A 24,145-nucleotide genomic window follows, 5' to 3' on the forward strand; every position below is an offset into this window, starting at 1 on the left:
AAGGGGAACGCTCTTATTAGTCAGTGTGCTGAGGTCCGCACATGAGAGCTCTCCTGCGAAGTATAAATGCTTCACAATATTCCTCTTATAGGTAACCTGCTTATCAAACATCGAATAAGGGATATTAACTTTTAAAGCCCATGTTACGGAATTGTTACCAAGGTAGACGAACTTTTTTTAATAAAAAAAAACTTTATCTATTTTTTTAAGAAGATAGGACGACTTTGAGTAATTAATCACCTTTATACTTTATCAACAAAAATTGTATAATAAAAAGCTATAGCATTATTGTTGACGCACACGCACGTCATTAAACCGCAATGAATTAATGGTGAGATTCATTAAAAATTACACTGATTTTTTTGAGAAGAATTCCATAAAAATGTAGCCTGAGGAGATGCAGTTAAAAAAATGCCTCCTGCAGTCAATCAACTGCAGGAGGCATTTTTAAATCAGGCAAGTATAGAATTACTCTTTCAGGCGGATGCGCTTCTTGAATTTCTCTACGCCATCCACAAAAACCTTTAGGTAAAAGCGGCCTTTGGGGTGATGGCTTAGGTCGTAAGTAAACACACCCTCTTTTATCTGCTCATACTTTTGCTCCAGCACCACCTCATCGCCCGGATCGGTTACGATCTGCACCAGCACGTCGTGCGGCAGGTTGGCGTAGTAGTCGAAGGTGGTGCTGTCGTTGGTGCGGGTGGGGTACAGGCCAAAGGAGGTCTGGTCGGTGATTGGCGCCACCGGCGTGCCTACCTCAAAAGCGTAGCGTACGGATGATCCGAAGTCTGACTCGAAATCCTGCAGCATGGCACCGTCCTGGTCCAGCAGGCGCACCTTGCCTCGGCCACCGCGTGGGTTGGCCCAGAACTCCAGCCCGTTTCCTCCGCTGTCCTGAAGTATAAATTCGTAGTTACCATTCGCCAGCTGCACCGTGTCGCGGTACAGGGTGTTGGCCTTCAGAGTTCCGGCATTCCTTTCCCGGATGATTTTGCCTTCGCTGTCCTTCAGCGTGTAGCTGTTCTGCTCCGGCTGGTTGTTCGTCATCAGGTAAACCACCACCGTGCCCCCGTGCCGTGGCACTCCCTCAAAGGCGCTGGCCATTTTATTGTCGGCCGCATACTTGTCCTTTTTGCCGTTGGGCCGCTGCAACTCCACTTCAAAGAAGTTTTGTCCGGGGTTGCTCTCAATCTCGCCGGGCAGGGCGATAACAGTGTAGCCTGCCGGCTGCAGGTTGCCCGTCCAGTTATACTTCTTTTTAGGGAAGCCCTTGGTGCCGTAGCTAATCTCCATACTTGTAAGCGGCGCTGCGCCCATATTACGCACAACAATTTGCGGGTGCAAATTAGACGGGTTCTGGCGGCGGTGCGCGTCCTTCAGCGACGGACGGATGATGTCGGTAATAGCCACATCGTTTTTAGCGGCTGGCTTTTTATACTGGATGATGTAGGCGGTGATGTAGGCATCCGCACTTGGCTCCGACGAAGTATAGTCTTCCATGTTAATGTCTACGGTGTGCTGGCCGCCGCGCTTTACGGGCAGGTCGAACAGGTCGGGCTGCATCAAATCGCCAGGGCACCAGTCAGCGCGGTCGTACACCCAGGTACCAGCCTGCGGGTAGAGCGGGTTCTCGCCACATTTCTTCCAGATATCCCGTCTGTCGATGAGCTTTCCGTCGAAGAATACTTCCCTATACTTGCTGCAGAACTCGGCGCAGTTGTCGGGCTTGTCCATGCCGTGGCCGGTCTGTACCACGCGCAGGCGGGCAAAGGCGGCATTCTTATCCGCGGTAAAAGTTACTGGCTTCAGCGCATTCTCAATCGGGTTGGCCGGGTCGCCGTAGCGGTAGGCGCCGTCGTAGATTTTCTGGATGGAGATGGGCTCCCAGGCTGGCTTGCCTTTCACAATCTCAAAGTCCAGCGTCAGGGTCCAGCCGCGGTCTTCGTTGGGCTCCCAGCCGGTGTGGTTATACTCTATCTCCACGCTGTCGCGCAGCAGCAGGCTGAAGTCGGTCACGTCCACCTCCCAGTCAAAGGTCCACTCCTTGCCGAAGGCCCCGCCGTAAGGCGTCAGCATGCGGCCAATCTCAATATCCTGCGACTCACCTTTTTTGCCACCGGTGCGGCGGATGGTGATGTGGTCTTTATAGTCCCAGTCGGCGCAGCGCATGTTGTCGGGACAGCCCAGGCGCAGTTTCAGCTTTATACTTCTAATGTCCTCGCCTTTGGAGGGAAATACGCCCCAAGCTTTATAGTAATTATTGCCCTGGCTCGGGTCGGTCACCACTGTCAGGCGGTTGTGGGTGACCACGTTCAGGGTGTCGGAGGCGTGGGTTTGGAGGGTAATAAGGGAAAGTATAGCTGCCAGGGTGTAGCGCCATACATTGGAGGTAAACTTATACTTCATATTTAGTGAGTTTATACTTTGCTTTTGCTGCTAGTTGGTTTCTCTGGAGCAGGTTTGTGTTTAACTATGATATCGAATCTGATACTTATTTGACCTAAAAAATCATACTTTATACTTTGGCCATACTTATACTTTCTTTGGCGCCGGCATCCGCTTGTGCCTTCTTATACTTCGGCAACACCCCTATTCCCCGCTGGCGCGGGTTTGCAACCCGTGCCTTCCTATCTTCTCGGATTTGCAATCCGAGTGGCTTGAAAAGCCATACTTTATACTTTGGTTATACTTTTATACTTGCCAGTTTATACTTTCATAGCTCCAACCCTTGCTATACAACAAGTATAGACTGTCCCCTTGAGGGGACCATAGGGGTGTTTATACTTTGACTATGAAATTTATACTTCAGCATCAGTAACTACAGGCTCCCCGCCTTAGACAAGGAGGGGTAGGGGTGGTTGGACCCAGCACTGTACTGCCCCCTCTTATGTCCTCTGTCCAAAATCCCCAACAGGTACTTCCTTACTTATACTGGAAAACGTTGTAAGGCCTGGAAACACCCTCGAGCTTCAGCACTACCACCCCATGCGCCGGAACGTCAAAGCTAACTTCTTTCGCGATAGAAACCGTAAAATCTTTCTTCGCCCATAAATCACGCATCGTGTATCCTTTGGCGGCATCTAAGCCCACAGAATCCGGCTGAAGGGCGATGGTAGCAGATTTATCTGACCTATTCAGCAGGGCCACGGCTACCTGCCCGCTCATGGTCGTCTGCAGGGGCTTAGCCCATACTTCCAGGTCGCCTTTGTCCACCAGGCGGCGGGCTTGGTACACCAGCCTGTCCTGGTTGATGGCAATCAGTTCTTTGTTGGTCAGGATGCTGATGGTTTCCGGGCTCATCTGGCGCAGGTCGTTTCCGGCCAGCAGCGGAGAGCTCATCATGCACCACATCGAAAAGTGTGTCTTGTCTTCTTCGTAGCTCATGCCCCGCCCTACCTGCAGCATGTCCATATCGTTTACATGGCCTGGCGAGGCGTGCCGCCACAGGTCGGCGTTCAGGTCCACAATATGCATTACCGAGGCAAAAGTGTTGTCAATGTCGCCGGAAATGCGCCAGGAGTCTGCCAGCGGCACCACCCACTCGCCCGGGAATTTCCAGCGGCACACGTTATACACCACGTCCGGCCGCATCTGGCGAATCAGGTTACCAATCTGCGTATAGCGGGTCTGCTCGTCGAGTCCCAGCCAGTCGCCGCCGCACCAGTCTACTTTAATAAAATCGTAGTTCCACTCCTGCAGCATCAACTGTAAATCCTGCGTATCGTGCCCGTACAGGCCCATGCCCACGCCCACGGTGTCTTTGTCCCAGTAAGAGGCGCAGGTGTTGATGCCGGCATCAGAGTAAATTCCCGCTTTCAGCCCTTTGGAGTGGATGTAGTCGCTCAGGGCCCGCATGCCGCTAGGAAACCGTTCCGGATGCGCCACTATACGTCCCTCTGCGTCGCGACCGCCAAAGAAGCCATCGTCGATGTTGACATAAGTATAACCGGCCTCCTGCAGCCCCGTCGACACCATGAAATCGGCCTGTGCCCGGATGATGTCCTCGTTGATGTTGGCGCGAAAGTTATTCCAGCTCGACCAGCCCATGATGGGCGTTCTGGGACGCTCTGCTACCGCTTCTGTTTTACCTGCTGCTGGTGTCGGGCTGGTGACAGTACTACTCGGCTGGCTCTGGCAGGCAAGCAACACGAGTGGCAGAAGATAGAGCATGTGCTTTCTAAACATAGCGTGTGTCTTCATAAAAGTATACATCCTCTCCCAGCCGAAACGCCTTGGCTTATACTTTTTTATACTTTGATTACAGGTACTTAAGAACAAACGGAGCGGCCACGGGTATCCCCTTGTGCCGCTCCGCTAAAAATCAATCAATCTTACTTTTTCACCGGCACAATGCGGTACTCGTAATAGTATGGCCTGTTGAGGAACAGTTTATACTTGTCCAGCGGAAGCAGGCCCCAGCTGTTGTTGCCGCCTATGCCGAGCTGTTGCAGGTCCACGTGCAGGTGGATGTTTTTGTCCGGCTCCAGCGAACCCGAGTGCGTCTGGTGCTTGTCGAATCCCGGGAACAGCTGTTCCGGGCTGTAGAGCAACGCACTCACGTTCAGCAGCGTGTCGATGTGCTGAATGATGATGCCGGAACCGTCTTTACGGCTGATTTTGGCCCAGCGCACATCCGATTTGTTGCCGCTCTCCTGCGGACGCACGTACGGATGATACTGCTCCGAAATACTGCCTTTGTACTGGCCAACCAACGCGGAGGTCTTTCTGTCCCAGTAGCTTTCCCACGGGCCGCGGCCATACCACTCGATGTTCTTAAAGTCGGTTGGAAGCGTCATGTGGTTGCCAACCTTGAAGGTCATCATCTTCAGCTCCTTCAGCGGCTGCACGTTGTTTTTCACCGTCAGGGCACCTTTGCCGTCGGCAATAATGGTTTGCTCATACTTCAGGCCACCGTCCAAAAGCTCCTTCTCGATGCTTATCTGCACATGTCCGTCAGCCAGCGTTTCTACATGCACCTTCTTCACCACCGCCTTATCGTCGGCATCCTTCAGCGCGCGCAGGCGCTTCTGCAGGTTGGCTCCGAAATCGTTGTCGGTGCCGGGGCGCCAGAAGTTGATGCGCGGGCCACTCTCCAGGATGGTCTTGCCGTTCGCTTTGTAAGAGGTGATGTTTCCGGTTTTCTTGTCTACCGCTAGGCTGAAGCTCTTGTTTCCCAGTTCAATGGCCGAAGCTCCGTCTGTTACGTTTATCTTGTCACTGCTCGCAGCATAGGCTGGCGACACAGGCTTGCTCAGGGCAAATTCCTCAAAAGCCAGCTCCGTACCCGCTTTCAGTACACCTTCATCGTTTTTAAGCACGGCCTTTACCTGCAGGTAGTATTCATTGGCCGTGTCAGCTTTAATCGCCTCCTCCGGCAGGGTCAGCCTTACCGATTGCCCCGGCTGCACGGTCAGTTCGTTGATGGTACCGGACTTCACCGCTTTGCCGTCGCGCAGCAGCGTCCAGTTCAGCTTAAAGTTATCCAGGGTGCGGAAGAAGTACTTGCTACGCACGCCCAGTTGGTTTTTGTGCAGCGTGAAAGCAATCTCCTGGTATACTTTGCGCACTTCGTAAGAGTGCGGGTGGAACGTACGGTCTGCGCCAATCACCCCGTTAATCAGGAAGTTATTGTCGCTTGGCGTGTCTTTATCACCCCAGTCACCGCCGTAGCCCAGAATCTTCTTGCCATCTTTCATGCGGTACACGCCCTGGTCCACCCAATCCCAGATAAAGCCGCCCTGCAGCACCGGGTAGGTCTCGAAAATGTCCCAGTACTCTTTAAAGTTACCGATGCTGTTGCCCATGGCGTGCGCGTACTCGCACAGCAAGTATGGCTGTGTCGGGTTGCTTTGGGCGTAGGCGATTACCTCGTCCGGCGTGCGGTACATTTTAGAGTAGATGTCGGTGTTCCAGTCGCCGGAGGCCAGCTCGTAGTGCACCGGCAGTGATGGGTCCAGGCTCTTGGCCAGTTCGTAGCCACGGTAGAAGTTCCAGCCGTTGCCTGCTTCGTTGCCCAAACTCCAGGAGAAAATGCTCGGGTGGTTACGGTCGCGGCGAATCATGCGGCCGATGCGCGTCAGATGCGCCAGCTCCCACTCCGGCGCGTTGGCCAGCGTGCGGCCCAAATCGTAGTGCATGCCATGCGACTCCACGTTGGCCTCGTCCATCACGTACAGGCCATACTCGTCGCAAAGCTCATAAAAGTAAGAGTCGTTCGGGTAGTGGCTGGTGCGCACGGCGTTCACATTTAGCTGCTTCATCAGCTTCACTTCCTCCAGCATGGCCTCGCGACTCACCACCTGCCCCGTTTCCGGGTGTGTCTCGTGGCGGTTCACGCCCTTAAACATCACCGGCTTACCGTTTACCAGTATCTGCGTGTTTTTAATCTCTACCGTACGGAAACCCATTTTGCGGTTGATTACCTCCTGCACCTTGCCGTCGCCGTCGTAGAGGGCGATTTCCAGGCGGTAAAGGTTCGGGGTTTCGGCGCTCCAGGCCTTGGCGTTGGCAACGTTGGCCTTAAAGCGAAGCTCGGTTTTGCCCTGCTTCATTTTCAGGCCCCAGGTGTTTTGCTGGGCGCTCCATACTTTCTTGCCGTCGGCATCGTACAGGGCAGCGCTTACTTTATACTTCTCCTGGTTCTCGTCGGTGTTGTTCCAGGCTGTTACATGCAGGTCCATTACCCCATCGCGGTAGCCGTTGGCCAGCGAAGCGTTGGTCACGTAGTCGTAGAGGTGCACGTTAGGGCGGGCATAGAGGTAAGTATCTCTGCTGATGCCCGACACGCGCCACATGTCCTGTGCCTCCAGGTAGCTGCCGTCGTTCCAGCGGCGCACTTCCAGGGCAATCAGGTTCTGGCCCGGCTGCACGTAGGGTGTGATGTCGAATTCGGACTCCAGTTTGCTGTCTTTGCCCAGGCCTACATACTTGCCATTCACATAGAGCTTAAAAGCCGATTTCACGGCCCCCAGGTGAATGAACACGCGCTGGTCTTTCCAGGTGGCAGGCAGGGTAACCACGCGGCGGTAAGCTCCGGCTGGTTGCTCGATGTTATCGGGAATATCGGGCGGCTGCGGGTTCTTCATGTTGAACTCGTAGAACGGGTTCACATAGATGGGCACGCCATAGCCGTTGAACTCCCAGTTGGCCGGCACCGGAAACTCTTTCCAGCTCTTGTCACTAAAATTAGTAGCGTAGAAATCCTGCGGCAACTGCTTGTAGTCCGCTACCCAGTGGAACTTCCACATGCCGTTCAGTGACATAAAGCGGGAAGACTTGGCCTTGTCGCCAGCGGCAGCTTTGGCTGCATCCTCAAACGGGAAGTAAGAAGCCCGCATCGGCAGGCGGTTCTCTTCCTGTACGGCGGGGTTTTCGAAGACAGGGTCGAGGTAAGGTTTTTGGGCAAGCGTCGGAAAAAAGCCTACTGCCAGCAAGCAGATAAGCGGTAAGAGTTTATTCATGGTAAAGCTAAAAATGGATACTCGTTTAGGATGCTGTCGGCGTTGTGCGGGCCTCCGGATTTATGCTGTTAGATTTTCTTGAGGCGGAAAAGCTTTGTCTCATGCGACTGCACGCGGCCTTTCCAGCCCTTGCCTTTGCCCGCGGATTTGTGCGCCCACAGGTCGCGCACCTCATACTTTCCGCTTAGTCCCAGCTTTGCCCAGTCGATGCTGTAGTTCTTGGCCTGGTCGCCCCGGTTGAGAATGGCTACGGCCACCTCGCCGTTCTGCAGCGGCTTCACGAACACGTCCCAGGTGCCGTCATGCACTTTGCGCTCGGCCTGCTTGCCCAGTGCGTCCTGGTTCACAGCGATTACCTCCTTGTTGAGCAGGATGCGCTTGGTAGCCTCGTTCATGTTGCGAATATCATTGGTGGCAATCAGCGGTGAGGCCATGATGCTCCACAAACTCATTTGGCTTTGGTATTCGGTATCGTTCATGCCAACTCCGCCCATGTCGCCTGAAGGGCCTGGCTTGCCGTAAAGTCCTACCACAAGCATATCTGCATCATTCCAGCGACCCGGGCCAGCATACTCGTGCAGTTCGGCATTAATATCCAGGATGTCAAGGATGCCTTCGGCATTCTCCTCGGTGCTCAGGTTCTTCCACTTGTCGCGTACGTCGTAGGTGGTGCGCCACAGCTGCCCGCCAGCCTCGGCGGCCCAATACCAGGGTTTGCGCTGCCCCCACTCGCAGATGCCGAACACGATGTCGCGGCCGCTCTTGCGCAGGGCTTGGCTCATTTTGGTGTAGCGCTCTACAGCTGTAGCCGAGTCTTTCGGCGCAAAGCAGTAGTCATACTTGAGGTAGTCGATGTCCCAGGAAGCAAAGGTTTTAGCGTCCTGCTCCTCAAACCCAAGGCTGGCCGTATAGCCCGCGCAGGTTAGCTGCGCCGCATCAGAATAGATGCCCAGTTTCATGCCCTTGCTGTGCACATACTCGGCCAGCGCCTTGATGCCGGAGGGGAATTTCTTTGGGTCGGCAATGATGTTGTTGCGGTTGTCGCGGCCGCCCTGCCAGCCGTCGTCGATGAAGATGTAGTTGTAACCAGCCTCCACCATACCCGAGGCCACCATGGCATCGGCCATCTCGCGGATGTCCTTCTCGTTGATGTTGTCGGCAAAGAAGTTCCAGGTCATCCAGCCCATCGGCGGCGTGGGGGCCAGGCGCTTGCTCTCTGCGGAATTATCCTGGGCCAGGGCCGAAAAAGTAGTTAACCATAGAGCCAGGCAAATAAAAGCGGTAATTCTCATTATTATACTTTCAATTGGGTTCCAGAACCCGGAATTTATACTTGTGTCTTCGTTAACGCTGAAATAAAACATGTTATCTCTCCGTGCCTATACTTCATCAAGGCGATTTCTACCTTAGCTGTACAAGGCTGGCATGCTCTCCTGATGCACTTTCCTGAGGGCATGACGGGAATAGGGAGAATCTAAAGTAAGGAAACCTCAACTGGGTGCCATTTCACAGTGCTACCCAATTGAGGTGTTATACCTTATGAGAGAGGAAAAATACGCAATGTTTTCGTAAACGCAAACTACTATATAGAGCTCGTACTTCTCCTTAGGACAGGCGTTCTTTCTGTCTTACTATTTTTTCCACTTCACTACGGTAAACACGATGCGCTCGTAGCCGTGCTTCTCGTACAGCACGCCGATGTCCTTCTTCCCTATCTTTACCAGGTCAGAATAGGCGGCGTGGTCGCGCTCGTTGTCAGGGCTCTTGGCGATAACGTGCTGCTCGGGCCAGGTTTTGCCCTCGTCGTAGCTAATGCGCAGGGTTAGGTTATCGCGGCGCTGCGGGTCGGCGGCGTTGCAGAAGGCAAGTATGGCTTTGCCCTTCTTTTTGCCAAGGTTAAGTATACTTCCCTGGTTTACCGGGTCGGGCAGCTGCTTATCAAAGTATGTCGTGTCCCAGGTAGCGCCGCCGTCGCTGCTGATGCTCACAATGCGGGCGCGCACATCTCCCTGCTGGTTGCGGATGTTCATCATCAGTTTGTCTTTAGTCAGCTCAACGGCCATAGCCTCGTTGCCCCCTGGCTCCGGAACAGTTTCGCTGATCTTAAAGGTCTGCCCGTGGTCGTCGGTATAGAAGCCGTGTGCAAAATAATCCTCAGCCGTATTTTTGGGACCTCCCTCGGAGTGGTTGGCAGCTACGTAAATGCGGCCTTTATACTTGCCGTTGGCGATTTGGATGGCATGGCCCGGGGTATTGGCGTACGTGCGCCAGTCTTCCTTAAAAGTATAAGCCGGGTTGGCCGAAGGCATGTTCGGGCGGTGCACCTGCGTGGTGATGTTCACCGGCTCCGACCAGGTCTGACCGTTGTCGGTAGAGGTGATGTACCATACTTCGCGGTAGCCTTTACCGCTGCGCACCTCATATTCATGCGCGTTGCCGGTGTTGTAGAACAGGAAGATGCGGCCCTTTGGATACTTGGGGTCGGTCAGGTCTACCACGGGAGCGGCGTTACCGGCCTGCAGGGTATCGTAGTCCACCACGGTTTGCAGCGCCGACCAGGTTTTGCCTTTGTCTGAGCTGCGCTTCAGCACGATGTTTACATCGCCAAAGTCGGCTGCGCCATGCACCCTGCCTTCAGCAAAGGCCAGAATGTCACCGTTTGGTAGGTCAATGATAGCTGGGATGCGGTAGGATTTATGTCCCTCCTGACCGGAGACAAAAACCGGCACGTCGGTGGTTTGGGCTTGCGCGAAAAGCGCGGTAAAAAGAAAAGAGACGGTAAGTAGTAATCGAAACATTATAGTTATTGAATTATAGAGTTTAGGAGTTAGAAAGTTAAAAAGTTAGAGAGTTAGAAAGTTGAGGTCGTACCGCGCTTCATTCACAGATTCACTCAATCACTCATTCAAAATTCAACGAAAAGCTTCCAGCGCTTGCCAGCAGTACCATTCCTGGCGCGGCAGGTGGAAGGGGCCTTTGAACAGGTTTCCTTTGCTGCCGTTGGACAAGCTGCCGTCGCGGTGCAGGTAGCCGAACCACTCGCCGTTTTCCTTGTCGTGGAAGTGGCTGTAGGCGTAGTCGTGGATTTGCTGGTGCCAGTCGGCATACTTCTGGTTGCCCGTCATCAGGTAGGCCAGCAGCGTGGCGATGATGGTCTCGTTTTGCGGCCACCAGAACTTCATGTCGTGCCAGTATTCCTGCACCGGCTTGCCGTACACGTCGCGGAAGTATAAAATGCCGCCGTGCTCTTTGTCCCAGCCCCACTCCCACATATAGTCGAGCATGCGGCAGCCGAGGTCTATCAGGTGTGGGTCGTTATTGCGGTAGCGGGCCTCATGCAGTATAAACCAGGCTCCCTCGATGGCGTGGCCCGGGTTCAGGGTTCTGCCGTCGATGTGGTCGATGATGCTGCCATCAGGAGCCACCTGCTCCATCACGCAGCGGATGTCGTCTTTTACAAAGTCGCGCTCAATCTCTGCTATCCATTTGGAAATCCACTCGTCGCAGCGCTCATCGCCGATGGTCTCGCGCAGCTGCTGGGCTGTGTTCATCAGAATCATCGGCACGCCAATACCCTTGGACGGGCGCGTATCGGTATACTTGGCTGGCAGCAAACCGGGCGTAGTGGCATACTCCAGGCACTTGCCAAATAATTCACGGGCATCCCGGGCAATCTCCTCATCGCCGCTGGCTTTGGCGTAGGCGGCAAATGCAATCACGGCAAAGGTTTCGGAGAAGAAGTAGCGGCGCTTGCGGATAGGCTTGCCGTCGCGTGTCACGTGGAAAAACATGCGCCCATCTGTATCGAAGCAGTGCTGGCGCAGGAAATCGATGCCTTTCTTGGCGCCTTCGAGCCACTCCGGGCGTTGCTCCACGGTGTTGTAAAGGGTAGCCAGCAGCCAGGCGGCGCGGCCTTGTATCCACACGGCTTTGTCGTCATCCAGCAGGCTGCCATCCGCATCACGCATGAGCAGGTAGCCGCCATGCTCCTCATCAACGGAGCGCGGGAACCAAAACGGCACCGTGTCGTTGAGGAGCTGGCTTTTGTAGAAGTCTTTGTAGTAGTTCAGGTCTTTTGTATGATTGGCTTCCATATCGGGAGGTTATTTACTTGGTTGTGGTGAACGTAGAGGCAGGCAGGCCTGCTTTGTTAACGAGGTTGGCGGTGGTGTAAGGCTCCCAGGCGTAGCGCACATACTGCGGCGCAGGCACTTCCTCCGAAGACACCCATACTTTGTTACCCCGCACCTCGGCCTTTGCCGCTCTGAATACCCTGTCGCTGCCCGCTACCTCAAAACCGCGGACAGTCGCGCCATCGCTGGTCTGCAGCCCCTTGCCGTGCTCAAACGTACAAACAGCCTGATTGCCGGAGAACTGCGCCTCCTTGAACAGCGGACCACTGTAGGGTAAGCGCTTGCCATAGGTTTTGGCCAGGGCCCAGGCCGCCAGCCGCTCCCCTACCTGCTTTTTCTGCGTCGGGTGCACGTCCTGCGGGTCGCCGATGTCGCTGGTCACGGCCATGCCGGTATTTTCTACCTGCGAGAGCAGGCGGCGCTGGCTGTCGCGGAAGTGCGGCCAGCTGGGGCGGTTGATGCTGGAGAGCTGGGTGTAGTAGAAGGGGAAGTTGTAACCCCATTTTTTGCGCCAGCTGCTCACCAGTGTCTTAAACAGCTCTTCGTGCAGCTCGATGTTGTGGGCGTTGCTCTCGCCCTGGTACCATATCACGCCTTTAATAGGGAAATCGATAAGCGGGGCGATGCCTGCCTCGTAGTTATAGGCCGGTTCGTAGGGGTGGCGCTGCTTGGCTGCTTTTGCAGCTTGCACATTTACGCCTGCCCGCTCGCGGGCCCAGCCCATCACAAAATCCGACTTGCGCCAGTTGTGCAGCATGTGCACCAGCTGCGGGTGGTGCTCCAGCGTGTGGCGGTCAATCCACGACTCAGTGGTAGAGCCGCCCACGGCTACCTGTATCAGCCCGATAGGTACGTTTAACTGCTCCTGCAACTGCTTGCCAAAGTAGTAGGCCACTGCCGAGAAATCCTTCGCTGTTTCCGAATCGGCCCGTTGCCAGGTGCCTGAAAAGTAGGCCAGCTGATTTACCTTATGCAGCGTGAGCGAATCCCAGGCGAAGTTGCCTGTTTCGGCAAGCGGCTTCATGTTTAACAGGCGAACGTTTGAAAGCTGCGCCTGCCGCAGTTCCTCTTTCCCGCCCTGGGCCGCTGCCAGCGGAAAGGCCATGTTCGACTGTCCGGAGCTCAGCCATACCTCCCCCACCAGCACATCGTTTATACTTATACTTTTATCTGGTGTGGAAACCTGCAGCACAAACGGCCCTCCTGCTTTCTGAGGCGGAAGTATAGCTTTCCATTTTCCGTCAGCACCGGCGCTGGCTTTTACCTCCGTTCCGTTGAACCGCACGGTCACCTTTTGCCCGGCGTCGGCTATGCCCTGCACCGGAATTAGCATTTTCTGCTGCAGCACCATGTGGTCTGAAAAAGCGGGCGCCAGACGTAAGCCACCATACTTGCCTGTCAGGTGTCCGAACACGGTTTTCGCTATAATGCCCGCTCCTTCGGCGGTAGGGTGCAGCTCGTCGGGGAACAGGTCTGGGCGGCTGTAGAGCGGAGTGTGCAGGTCAATGAGTTCTACCTTTCTGTTTTCGGCAATCACAGGTATCAGTTCCTGAATCTGCCAGAACCAGTCGCGGGTGCCGGACGCAAAGCGCGGGTGCCCCGAGAAAATGGGCGTGAGCCGGGAGATAAGGATGCGCACCTCCGGGTTTACGGCTCGCAGCGTGTCAATCAGGTGGTAGTAATCAGCGGCAAACTCATCGCGGTAGTTGGGCCAGTTGCGCGGATCGGTGTCGTTCAGGCCCAAGTGAATCACGGCAATATCAGGCTCGAAGGCAAGGGCATCCTGATACTGCTGCGTTTTGGTGTAGGGCCGGTGTCCTTTGCGTAGCAGCGTAGCCCCGTTCAGCCCGAAATTCCCTACCTCGTACGCCGGCCCGAGCAAATGCTGGAGCTGCGCCGGATAAGCTTTTTGCTCCCTGTCCTCGATCAGATACCCAAAGGTTACGGAGTTGCCGATACAGGCTACTTTCAGCCGGGCCGCGTCTTGCTGCGAGTACCCGGGTATAGCAAGTATAAAAGCGATAAAAAGCAGTAGGAAACGCGTCATGGCAGATGCAAACACAACACACCTGCCCGGTTATACTTTCGGGCAGGTGTGTTGCTGTGGTTTTAGTTTATTACTTCGCTTACCGGGATGCGCACAAAGTATAGCTCGCGCACGCCCTCGTAGAGCAGGCCGATGGTGTTATCATCGACTTTGGTGAGGGCTGAGTAGCCGTACGTACCGCGCTCGTCAACCAGCAAGGCGTTGTTTTCGGGCCAGGCCTCGCCCAGATCGGTGCTGGCTTTGAGCGTGATGTTGTAGCGGCCGTGCGGCGTTGCGGCGTTGCTGAAGAAGAGTACTTCCTCTTTCCCTTTCTTCGTGCTCACATCAGCCTTGATGAAGCCGGCCATGCACACCGGATCCGGCAGGGCGCTGTAGGAAGTATGGTGCTCTACCCAGGTCTGGCCCAGGTCGGTGGTGGTAGCCACAGATCGGAAGCGGCCGCGGTTGTCGCGCATGTTCAGCATCAGGGTGCCGGGCGTGGTTTCCACTACCTGGCTCTCGGTGGTATTGGATTTTGCGCCGATGCCGCTCTTCCAGGTCTTGCCGTTGTCCTGGCTGTAGATGACAGAGGAGTGCGGCATCTTGTTCTCATCCCAGTACTGCGACGGGAAAACCAGCGTGCCGTTCTGCATCACGATGCCGTTGCCGGGGCCGTTGAAATAGAGGCGCCAGTCGGGGTTCTTGATCTGATCAGTGATGCTGTACGGCTCCGACCAGGTTTTGCCGTCGTCGTCGCTGCTCACCAGCACAAACTGCCCCGTCTCGTCCGGCGACAGGCCGGGGCCGGAACCGGCAATGGAACGGTTGCCCTTGCTCCACAGCGCTGCCACCCAAATTTTGCCGGTGGCGGGGTCAAAAAGTATAGATGGGTCGCCGACGCCGTTGTTTTCGTGCGGCTCGCCCATGTCCATGATAATTTTCATCGGCTCCCAGGTTTTGCCGCCGTCGGTGCTGCGGCTCATGCCCACGTCGATATTGGCCGGCAGGTCGCCAGCGTGCTCGTAGCGGATGTCATACACGGCAATCAGGGTGCCTTTGTCGGTGGTGGCGATGCCCGGGATGCGGTAGGTGTGCGAACCGTCCTGGCCGGCCTTGCGCAGGGCAATGCCCATGCGTTTGGTATACTCCGAGCCATCCTCCGACACCGGGTATACTTTGCCAGCCGCGTCTACCAATTGGGTAGCGTGCAGCGCCACTTTGTTATCGATGTTGGCCGACTCCTTCAGCGTAACGCTGAACCAGATATAGTGCTTGCCCGGCTTGGCCTGGATGCTCAACGGCACCTCAAAATCCTCTGCCGTCGGCCGGATAGTCTTAACCAAGTTATCGGTACGGAACAGCGCCTCGGAGCCGGTAAAGTATACATCCAGCTTCTCCACATCCTGCAGGGCCGTGCTGTTGAGGCGGGCTTTTATACTTTGGAAGTTTATACTTTCGCTGCCCGCCGGCACGTACATCGTTACGCGCAGCACCGGGTTATGCTCCGTGCCCCGCAGCACCGGCACGGTTGGGGCAGTGCTCGTTATACTTACCCCACTCACTGCGGGACCCGATGTGGTTACGCTTCTGGTGCAGCCCACGCTACAGAACAGCACCAGCAACAGGCAGCACAGAATACCTTTGGCTCTTGTCATTATACTTTGTGTTTGATACTTGCTGCGTTTTCCAGCGCAGCTTTATACTTGGGTTTATACTTTAAAAGACTATGGTCTATACTTACATCACCTTCTCTTTTACCTTGCCGCGCTGCGCCTCGCTCTCATAGATGGTCAGTCCCTCGTGCTCGCGCTCCTGACCGCCGAAAAGCAGGCTGAACAGGTACCCGAAAATCACGCAGGATGCCAGCCCGGTGAAGGCATAGAGCAGCAGGTTGATGTTGGTGTACTGGCTGATATAAAACTGCACCAGTCCGCTCAGCAGAAGCCCCGTAATAGCCCCTTTGGCATTGGCCCTTTTGGTGAAGATGCCCAGCATGAACAAGCCGCCCAGGCCGCCGGTGAACAGACCAAGAATGGTGTTAAACTGGTCCCAGAGCGAAGAAATGCCCCATTGCGCCATCACCAGCGCCAGCGAGGTGCCCACCACGCCTATCGTCAGGGTGATGTACTTGGCGGTGCTCAGGTAGCTTTTGTCTGACTTGGTCGGCACAAAGCGCCTGTAAAAGTCAGTGATGATGGCCGTAGTCACCGAGTTCATGCTGCTGCTCAGGGTAGACATGGCCGCTGCGAATATGGCGGCAATCAATAGGCCGGTGATGCCCGCCGGAAGCTCCGTTACGATATACCACGGGAAGATAGCGTCCTGGCTTTGCAGCTGGTAGTTCACTTTCTCCGGGTGCTCCCTAAAGAACAGGTACAGCATGGTACCGATCGAGAAGAAGATGATAGCCGAAGGCAGCGCCATCCAAGCACCCAAACGCATACTTTTCTTCGACTCTGCCTCGTTTTTCGTGGTCAGGTATTTCTGCACCACGGATTGGTCGGTACCATAGGAAATTACGTTGATAGCCAGGCCACCCAGTATCACCACCCACAGCGTAGGCTCATTAAGGCTGAAAGTGAGGTCGAGGATATTGAGCTTCTCGTTTTGCTGGATGGTTTGCCAGATCGTGTCAGCATCGGCCTCCAACTGAAATGGAATCATCACCAGGCACACCAGGGCACCGCCCAAAAGTATAACCACCTGCGCCACGTCCGTCCATACCACAGCCTCAATGCCGCCCTTCATAGTATAAAAGATTGTAATTATGCCCATCAGCAGGATGCACAGGTTCACGTTAATGCCTGTCACCAGGGTGAGCGCCAGGCTCGGCAGCAGGAGCACGATGGCCAGGCGACCGAGCTGCAGCATGATGTAAAGCAACGAGGCCAGGGCGCGCGCCACGTAGTTGAAGCGCTTCTCCAGGTACTCGTAAGCCGAGGTTATCTGCAGCTTGCGGTAAAACGGAATGAAGTAGGTAGTGATTACAGGAATGACCAGGATAATGGTCATCTGAAGTATAAAGTAGTTCCAGTTGGTGGCGTAAGTCTTGGCCGGGATGGACATGAAGGTGATGGCGCTCAGCTGCGTGCCGTAGATGCTCAGGCCAGCGGCCCAGCCCGGTATGCGCTGCCCGCCGCGGAAGTAGTCGTCGGTGGTGCTTTGGTTACGGGAGGTCCACATGCCGATGCCCACCATCAGCAGCAAGTATAACACCACGACCACGTAGTCGAGCCAGGCGAAGTAGTGCTGCGGCGCGAGATTGCCTTTGAGCACCTCCGGCGTGCGCACCCCCGGCCTGATTTCGCCGGAAGGAATCAGGATGTCGTTGTCCCAGCGGGTGGCAAAGGTGGTTACGGGCGCGTAAGGCAGCTCGCTGGACTTGGTCCAGGCGTCGGTAACAGTGTTGTAGAGGTAAATGTCTTTGCTGAAGCCCTCGTGCTGGGTCTGCAGGGCCAGGCGCGCTGCCTCCAGCCTTGCCTTCTCGGCCTCGTCGGTGGTGCGGGCGATGGCGGCATTGTGCTGCTCTATCTGTGTAAAGACATTGCCTTTGTCGCCTCCGAAAACAAGGATGTAGTTGGCCCCGGTGATAACGCCGGTAGCAGCAGAGAGCGTTGTTTCGTTGCCCTTGCCGTCAGAAATATTGCTAAGTTGTTTCCAGTTGTTCTTCTTTGGGTCGTAGCGGAAGGTGGAGCCGTAGAGTTCGCTCACGCCGGACTCGGTTCTGGCCCTGCCGCCAATCAGGTATAAAGCCGGGTACTCGCCGTTGGACTGCACAAACGCCACCGCATGCGAGAGCGCCTTTGGCAGCTCCGGCAGCTGCTCCCAGCCTTTGGAAAGTGAAGATAAGTCTAAGCGGTAAAAGCCGTTGCTGGCCTTGCCCGTGGTTTCGCCGCCTGCCACGTATACCTGGTTGCCGATGACGGCCGCGGCAGCATTGGTAAGGGGCAACGGCAGCGCCGGCAGCTGCTCTACCTTTACTTCTTTTGAGGCGGGGTTCCACTGCAACAGCAGCACCGCGTTCTGGATGCCCTGCTCATTCTCCCCGCCTATACTTACCACGCCCTGCGGGGTGGCAACGTTGGCGCTATAGGCCAGCGGCTGCGGCAGTTGAAAGGTTTTGTCGTGCCAGCTATACTTGCCCTGTCCGTCTTTAAGCAAGACGAAAATATCCTGCCAATACTTTTTCTTTCCTCCCTCCCAAGGCAAGCCCTCCGGAAAGTTGGCCCCACCGCCCAGCAGCAGCGCGTTGTTGTGCACGCCGCCCACCGGACCGGCCAGGCCCGGCTGCACCGCCTGTCCGGGAGAGGCAGGAAGTGTGGCTGCAACAGACCACTCCAGGTTGTTAGGCTTTTGCTGTTCTGCCCGGCCTACGGTAAAGGCGAGTAGAAAAAGAAGTATAGGCAGGATATTTTTCATCAGACTGTGTTAGGCGTATTTCGTTTCGGGTGCGCGGGAGCAATATTCGTCAAAACCCAGTGCGGCCACATCCTCTTTAAAAGACTGGAACTGCGCTGTACCCATGTTGCGAACTGGCAGACGGAACGCGCCGCAGTCGAGGCCAATCAGTTTCATGTAGGCTTTGCCGGTGGCAATGCCGCCATACTTGCCCAGCAGGCGGATCATGTCGATGGACTGCTGCTGCAGGCTTTGGGCCTTCTCCAAATCACCTTGCTCAAAGGCCTCTATCAGGCTGGTGTAGAGCGGAGCGGCATAGTTGTAGGTGCTGCCTACACCGCCCTTTGCCCCAAGTACCAGGGCAGACAGGAGGTTCTCATCGCGGCCCCACAGCATGTCATACTTGCCGTTGCCGAAGCGCAGGCAAGACTGGAAATCCATGAAATCCTCGTGCGTATACTTGATGCCCGCAAAGTTGGGGATGCTTCCCTCCACCTCTTTGAGCAGGTCTATCATCTGGAAACCCACCCCCGTCAGCACCGGAATGTGGTAGTAATAGAAGGCCATCTGCGGCACGGCATCGGCCACCGCTTTGCAGCACTCAGCCAGCACCTGCACCGAAGCGGGCTTAAAGTATGAGGGGGCCGTAAATGATACGGCGTACAGGCCGATACGCTGCGCGTGCCGCGACAGGTCGATGGCATCCTGCAGGCAGGTGCCGCCCACCAGCGTGATTACCTTAAAGTCATCGTCGCCTTTGGTAGCCTCGCCCCAAGCCTCGGCTACCTGCTTCTTCTCCTCCAGCGTCAGGGACACGCCCTCCCCGGTGGAGCCGCAGATGAAGGCTCCTGTATTCCCGTTTGTTTTCAGCAGGTTGTAGTAAGATGGGATCAGCTCCAGGTGCAGGCTTCCATCTGGGTGCATGGGTGTGAAAGGAGCCACGATGAGCCCTTGTAAGTGTGCAAATTTCATTCAGGTGTATTTAGCGTTCTGTATTATGTTCGAGCTTTTTGTTTAGCATCATCAGACATGCATACTTTCCATACTTTAAGGTTTGGGCGAACTCTTAAAGGTACTACCTTTTTAATCCCTTTAAAACCTAAGCTTCACCGTGTTCAAAGTATGGCGGCTGCTGCTTTGTGCCCGTGGAGCTGTGCCACACCAGCGTATAGCACAGCTCCTTTTAGCACATCAGGCAAGTATACATGCCCTTGCCCGGGGTTAGTACCCTGGCGTCTGTGTCAGTTTCGGATCGGAGTTGAGCATGCCCACCGAGATTGGCAGCAGCAGCTTGTACTCCTGCCCCGCGGCCAGGTATACCGGATCCACGTAGGCAAACACCCACTCGTTGCCCGCTCTGCGGAGCGACCACCAGCGCCTGCCCTCGCCTATAAACTCCCGCAGGTCCTCCTCCAGAATGGCGCGCATGTTGTCTTCCTGGCTGCCGTTTTCATAAGGAGTATAGTCGCTGCCATAGGCACGAGCCCGAATCTGGTTTATCTCGGCGGATGGGTCCATGCCCTGCTTGGTCTTGGCCTCGGCCAGCATCAGGAGCACATCGGCATAGCGGTACACCGGGAAGTCCGTGTCGTACAGCTGGGCCCCAGCATCTTGGCGGCCGGCAAACTTGGTCAGCAGCACACCGGCAATCGGGTAAGTAGGCGCTACGTCGCGGTACATCACCTGAAACGTTGCCGCAATGCGCTTGTCGTCAGGGTTCTGCAGTTTCTGAATCATCCCTTCAGACATGCCCACGCGGCTTGCACCCGCTAGATAAGGATAAGCCTGCGCCACTGTCCTTGGGTTCGTTAGAGGGTCCAGCAGCAGGGTGCTGGCCTGGGTGGTGTTTACCCTGAAGTTGCCATACACGCCCATCGTGCCCTCATCCTTCTCGTAGTTGATGGCAAAGATGATTTCCTTGTTGCCAGCCTCTCTTGCCGGGTTAAACAGGTCGGCATAGTTCTCCAGCAAACCAAGTCCGCCGATGGTGCCTACCTCCTCCAGTGCCTGCTGCGCCGCGGCAAAGTCAGCGCTGCCACCGCCCATATGTGTGCCCGACCAGAGGTAGGCATCGCCTTTCAGGGTAAGGGTAGCGGCGCGGTTCCAGTAGATGTGCTTGGAGGTGCCGGTAAAGCCGCCGGTCAGGGCGTTATCGCTCCCAAACAGCGCCAGCGACTGATCGATGTCAGCTTTTACCTGGGCCATCACGGCGTCCGGGGTAGCCCGCTCGCGGTAGAGGTCCGCCAGCCCGCCCACCTGTGTTACGGGCTCGGTGGTCAGCGGCACGCCTCCCCAGGTTTTAAGCATCGTATAGTAGATGTAACCGCGCAAACCGTGCATCTCAGCCAGCACCCTGTTCTTCTGGTCATCCGGCACCGGTGTTTGCGGGAACAGCTTAATGGCTGTGTTCAGCTTATCCAGCAGGCTGTAGAAGCCCGCCCAGTTGGTAGCCGGCACATTGTTAACGTCAATGTTATGGGTATAGTAGTTCCTGGCGCCCCCATCCTCGGACTCTGTGAAAAGACCGTCAGCCCATATCTCCGAGCGCATCTCCCCCAGCGAGAACAGCGTGCCGTGGTACGATCGGAAGGAGCCGTACACGCCATAGTATAAGGTCATGGCAGCGTTCGGGTCTGAGAGGATAACGTCCCGGTTAAGTGAGGTTTGTGGTTTCACCTCATCCAGCTGGTCGCCGCAGCCCGTGGCACCAAGCACCAACGAGAGCCCCAGCACATATTTTATACTTGAAATATATCGTTTCATGTTGATTTCTCTTGAAAAGCCCGTTTTATAGTGTCACGTTCAAACCTGTGGTGATAGTGCGCGGCAGCGCGAATCTACCCACATCGTTGCCTCCCACCTCCGGGAAATTGCCACTGTAGCCAGTAAAGTACGCCAGGTTGGTGCCGGTTACGAAGAGGCGCAGCCCCTGCAGTTTATCGCGCAGCACCCCTTGCAGGAAGGCCTGCGGCACCTGGTAGCTCAATGTGATCTCGCGCATGGCCAGGTAGTCGCCTTTCTCATAGAAGTTGGCAAAAGAGGTTGTGCTGCCACCGGCGTCCTGGAAGTAGTTGCGGCCATAGTTCGCCCAGTAGTAGCGTGGCAGAGTGCCGCTTGGGTTGTCCGGGTGCCAGGTGTTTTTCACGTCCACCGGCCCGTTCTGCGAGCCCTGCACCTGCGACAAGCCTCTGAGCTTGGACTGGTTCAGGATTGTGTGGCCCAGAGCGAAATCAAACTGTGCAAACAGGTTGAAGCCTTTCCAGCTGAAGTTTGTGCCGAAGCCGCCTTGCACAGTTGGAATAGTGCGGCCCACGAAAACCCTGTCGCGGAAGTCGATGGTGTCATTCTGGTCCAGATCGCGCCAGCGGGCATCGCCCAGCAGCTTCACTTTCTTATCGCGGTGCGGCAGGTAAGCGTTATACAAGTTAGCATCTGCCTCCAGGTCAGCCTCTGTCAGGTACAGGCCATCATAGATAGGCGCCCAGATCTCATCCAGGCCTACGCGCTTGCCTTCCTGCAAACCAGCCACATGCACCCGCTTGCCGCTTGCCGGGTCATATACTTCTATGGTGCTTTGCCTGTTGTTCTCCAGGCCGTTGTCAGGCAGTTTTTTAGCGTAGTTCTTCACGTGGAAGAAGTTGGCGCTCACATCCCAGCTGAAGCCATCCGGCTGCGCAGGACGAATCACGTTTGCCCTTACCTCCAGCTCTACCCCGCGGTTCTGCAGCTGGCCCAGGTTGGTGGTAAAGCTGCCGTATCCCGTCCAGCTAGGGATGCCCAGCGAGGTAATCTTGTCGTAGATGTCGCGGATAAAGTAGTCGCCGATAACAGTGATGCGGTTCTCGAACAGGCCCAGGTCTAAACCAAAGTTGAGCGAGGATGCACGCTCCCACTTCAGGGCGGTGTTCAGCAGGAAGTTAGGCGCAAAGCCTGCCTGCCCACCGTAGATGCCGGTGCCCCCATACGTAGCAGCTGTGGCAAAGTCGCTCAGCGGCTCGATGCTACCGTTCTGTCCCCAACTCACACGCGGCTTAATGGTGCTGATGTAGTCGCTGATGCCGGAATTAGTGAAGAAAGCTTCGTTATGCAGGTTCCAGCCAGCAGAAATGCCCGGGAAAAGGCCGTAGCGGTTATCCGCCAGGCGCGAAGTTCCGTCGTAACGCATGTTCACGTTCAGCAGGTAGCGCGAGTCGTAATCGTAGGTAACGCGGCCGATACCGGACACCAGGCGGTTCCAGGAGTAGAAGCCGGAGTATGGAATACCCACCGCCTCAGTAGAGGCTGACAAGTATGGGATAAAGTCGGTGGAAGCACCGCGGGCCGAGGCACTGAACTGGTAGAAACGTGAGTCGAAATACTCCCCGCCACCCAGCACGCTCAGCGTGTGTTTGCCAAAGGTATTGTCATACTGCAAAAAGGCGTTGTAGGAGTACTGATTGGCACGCGGAAGGGTATACGAGGCGTTTCTGGTGTTGATGAAGGCGCCGCCCGTTCCGTTCTGGTAGGCCTTGGTAAAGCTCTCGTAGCTGGTATAGCGCATAAAACCAGAGGCAGAGGCCATGGCCTTCAGCTGCGGCAATATGCGGTACTCCAGGTTCAGGCTACCGGAGAAGCGCTGCTCCTCGTTCTTGTTTACGAACTTATCCTGCAGGTAAAGCGGGTTGCCCAGCGTGCCGCCGTCTACGCCAGGCAGTATTGCACCTGTCACGTCATGCGTGAAGCGCGCTGTTGGAGCGATGCCACCAAAACGTTGAATCAAGCCGCCAGTCAGGCCGCCGCCTGCATCTGCCGTTAGGTAAGACGGTGTGTTTTTATCGTTGTAGGCCGAAAGGTTCAGGTTGATTTTGAAGTCCTCGTTCACATCCAGCCCACCGTTGAAGTTCAGGTTATACCTTTTCAGGGAGGAGCCTACTACCATTCCCACATCCTTTACAGTACCAACGCCCAAGGCAAAAGTACCTTTATCGCCACCGCCCGAGAAGTTGATGTAATGCTCCTGCAGCGAGCTCTCCTGCAGAATCATATCCTCCAGCTCCCTTTGAGAAGTAGAGCGGTACAGGATACTATCCATTTGCCCTGTACCAAAGGGGTTCTTATCAACCAGCAGGTTCCACATCGGGTCGTTCAGCAGGTGCCTGTTGTTACCGCTTACCAGTTGTGTGGAGTATTTGCCGTCTGGTGCCGCCCAGGCAGGGCTCTGCGCCCATCCCCAGGAGCCAGTCAGCTGGTTGCGGGCGTTATTCGCCTCAGCCGTGTTACCATCTTTCATGGCGGCCTCATACCGGCTGCCCAGGCCCCTTCTGTTCCAGAGAATGTAATCCTCCGCGCTCATGAAGTCTATCGGGTTGCGGCGGATGTAGTTTTGGGCGTGCTTCAGGCTATAGGTTACCTGCGCGCGGCCTTTCTTGCCTTTCTTGGTCGTGATCAGGATAACACCGTTGGCTGCTCTCGCTCCATAAATAGCGGTAGAGGCAGCGTCCTTCAGCACGTTAATGGATTCGATATCTTCGGAGTTGACACCATATAAGGAGGGGAAAATCACTCCGTCCACAATCACAAGCGGAGAGCCTGAGCCGTTAAAGTTGGTGCCACCCCGGAAGGTGATATTAGGCGTAGCGCCCGGCTGGCCTGATGTCTGCTGCACCCGCAAGCCCGTAACCGTGCCCTGCAGGGCCGTGGCCACGTTGGTGCGCGGCGCCGACTCCAGCACTTTGTTGTCTACAGTAGAAACGGCGCCGGTAAGCGTCTCGCGGCTCTGGGTACCGTATCCTACCACCACCACTTCGCCAAGCTTGGCTGTAGCCGGAGACAGGGCAATCTCCAAAGTTTCGGTGTTGGCTGGTACGGTTACTTCCCGCGCCTCAAAGCCCAGGTACCTTACCACGAGCACATCCCCTGCGGCCGCCCGAATGGTAAAGGCGCCTTCTACATCCGTCTGGGTGCCGCGGTCTGTACCTTTTATGTTTAAGCTTACCCCGATCAGTGGTAACTTATCTTCAGAAGAAATCACCCGCCCGCTGACTGTCGTCCCTTGGGCGAATAGTTGGGGAGCCATGAGCAGACATATCCCCCAGAGGAATAGCCTGAGTAATGGTTTAAGTTTCATAAGATGAGAGGTTAAGGTTATT

The 24,145-nt window shown here is 55.6% G+C and carries 13 protein-coding genes; all 13 read right to left on the minus strand.

Annotated features, from left to right (window positions below; translation table 11 throughout):
- Window positions 1-468 precede the first annotated feature (468 nt).
- On the minus strand, window positions 469-2,406 hold the full coding sequence (locus BM040_RS07240) for a peptide-N-glycosidase F-related protein (protein ID WP_092099841.1): 1,938 nt from the start codon (window positions 2,404-2,406) through the stop codon (window positions 469-471).
- A gap of 109 nt (window positions 2,407-2,515) precedes the next feature.
- A complete protein-coding gene (locus BM040_RS22055; protein WP_262502446.1) occupies window positions 2,516-2,647 on the minus strand; it encodes a hypothetical protein in 132 nt (43 codons plus the stop codon).
- 275 nt (window positions 2,648-2,922) lie between these two features.
- A complete protein-coding gene (locus BM040_RS07245) occupies window positions 2,923-4,200 on the minus strand; it encodes a glycoside hydrolase family 27 protein (protein ID WP_217646728.1) in 1,278 nt (425 codons plus the stop codon).
- Between the two features lie 131 nt (window positions 4,201-4,331).
- Window positions 4,332-7,460: a beta-galactosidase, LacZ type gene (locus tag BM040_RS07250; protein WP_092099842.1), complete on the minus strand. Its 3,129-nt coding sequence runs from the start codon at window positions 7,458-7,460 to the stop codon at window positions 4,332-4,334.
- A gap of 68 nt (window positions 7,461-7,528) precedes the next feature.
- On the minus strand, window positions 7,529-8,752 hold the full coding sequence (locus BM040_RS07255) for a glycoside hydrolase family 27 protein (RefSeq protein ID WP_175491012.1): 1,224 nt from the start codon (window positions 8,750-8,752) through the stop codon (window positions 7,529-7,531).
- Window positions 8,753-9,091: 339 nt separating this feature from the next.
- Window positions 9,092-10,258 (minus strand): sialidase family protein, encoded by a 1,167-nt coding sequence (locus BM040_RS07260; RefSeq protein ID WP_092099844.1) that lies wholly within the window; start codon window positions 10,256-10,258, stop codon window positions 9,092-9,094.
- A 114-nt stretch (window positions 10,259-10,372) separates the two neighbouring features.
- On the minus strand, window positions 10,373-11,554 hold the full coding sequence (locus BM040_RS07265; protein WP_092099845.1) for an AGE family epimerase/isomerase: 1,182 nt from the start codon (window positions 11,552-11,554) through the stop codon (window positions 10,373-10,375).
- A gap of 13 nt (window positions 11,555-11,567) precedes the next feature.
- Window positions 11,568-13,640: a GDSL-type esterase/lipase family protein gene (locus tag BM040_RS07270; RefSeq protein ID WP_092099846.1), complete on the minus strand. Its 2,073-nt coding sequence runs from the start codon at window positions 13,638-13,640 to the stop codon at window positions 11,568-11,570.
- Window positions 13,641-13,702: 62 nt separating this feature from the next.
- Window positions 13,703-15,274, minus strand: coding sequence for a sialidase family protein (locus tag BM040_RS07275; RefSeq protein ID WP_092099847.1), 1,572 nt, complete (start codon window positions 15,272-15,274; stop codon window positions 13,703-13,705).
- A gap of 82 nt (window positions 15,275-15,356) precedes the next feature.
- On the minus strand, window positions 15,357-18,038 hold the full coding sequence (locus BM040_RS07280) for a sodium:solute symporter family protein (protein WP_092099848.1): 2,682 nt from the start codon (window positions 18,036-18,038) through the stop codon (window positions 15,357-15,359).
- Between the two features lie 9 nt (window positions 18,039-18,047).
- A complete protein-coding gene (locus BM040_RS07285) occupies window positions 18,048-18,989 on the minus strand; it encodes a dihydrodipicolinate synthase family protein (protein WP_092099849.1) in 942 nt (313 codons plus the stop codon).
- 249 nt (window positions 18,990-19,238) lie between these two features.
- Window positions 19,239-20,780, minus strand: a complete 1,542-nt coding sequence (locus BM040_RS07290; RefSeq protein WP_092099850.1) for a RagB/SusD family nutrient uptake outer membrane protein — start codon at window positions 20,778-20,780, stop codon at window positions 19,239-19,241.
- 25 nt (window positions 20,781-20,805) lie between these two features.
- Window positions 20,806-24,123 (minus strand): SusC/RagA family TonB-linked outer membrane protein, encoded by a 3,318-nt coding sequence (locus BM040_RS07295; RefSeq protein WP_092099851.1) that lies wholly within the window; start codon window positions 24,121-24,123, stop codon window positions 20,806-20,808.
- Window positions 24,124-24,145 lie beyond the last annotated feature (22 nt).

Origin of the sequence: Pontibacter chinhatensis (genome assembly GCF_900113285.1) — a bacterium.
Classification (GTDB): Bacteria; Bacteroidota; Bacteroidia; order Cytophagales; family Hymenobacteraceae; genus Pontibacter; species Pontibacter chinhatensis.

Bases quoted from the DNA above. Each gene is read 5' to 3' on its own strand.
- BM040_RS07250 (WP_092099842.1), bottom strand. From the start codon at position 7,460: ATGAATAAACTCTTACCGCTTATCTGCTTGCTGGCAGTAGGCTTTTTT.
- BM040_RS07290 (WP_092099850.1), bottom strand. From the start codon at position 20,780: ATGAAACGATATATTTCAAGTATAAAATATGTGCTGGGGCTCTCGTTG.
- BM040_RS07240 (WP_092099841.1), bottom strand. From the start codon at position 2,406: ATGAAGTATAAGTTTACCTCCAATGTATGGCGCTACACCCTGGCAGCT.
- BM040_RS07265 (WP_092099845.1), bottom strand. From the start codon at position 11,554: ATGGAAGCCAATCATACAAAAGACCTGAACTACTACAAAGACTTCTAC.
- BM040_RS07245 (WP_217646728.1), bottom strand. From the start codon at position 4,200: ATGAAGACACACGCTATGTTTAGAAAGCACATGCTCTATCTTCTGCCA.
- BM040_RS07280 (WP_092099848.1), bottom strand. From the start codon at position 18,038: ATGAAAAATATCCTGCCTATACTTCTTTTTCTACTCGCCTTTACCGTA.
- BM040_RS07295 (WP_092099851.1), bottom strand. From the start codon at position 24,123: ATGAAACTTAAACCATTACTCAGGCTATTCCTCTGGGGGATATGTCTG.
- BM040_RS07285 (WP_092099849.1), bottom strand. From the start codon at position 18,989: ATGAAATTTGCACACTTACAAGGGCTCATCGTGGCTCCTTTCACACCC.
- BM040_RS07270 (WP_092099846.1), bottom strand. From the start codon at position 13,640: ATGACGCGTTTCCTACTGCTTTTTATCGCTTTTATACTTGCTATACCC.
- BM040_RS07260 (WP_092099844.1), bottom strand. From the start codon at position 10,258: ATGTTTCGATTACTACTTACCGTCTCTTTTCTTTTTACCGCGCTTTTC.
- BM040_RS07275 (WP_092099847.1), bottom strand. From the start codon at position 15,274: ATGACAAGAGCCAAAGGTATTCTGTGCTGCCTGTTGCTGGTGCTGTTC.
- BM040_RS07255 (WP_175491012.1), bottom strand. From the start codon at position 8,752: ATGAGAATTACCGCTTTTATTTGCCTGGCTCTATGGTTAACTACTTTT.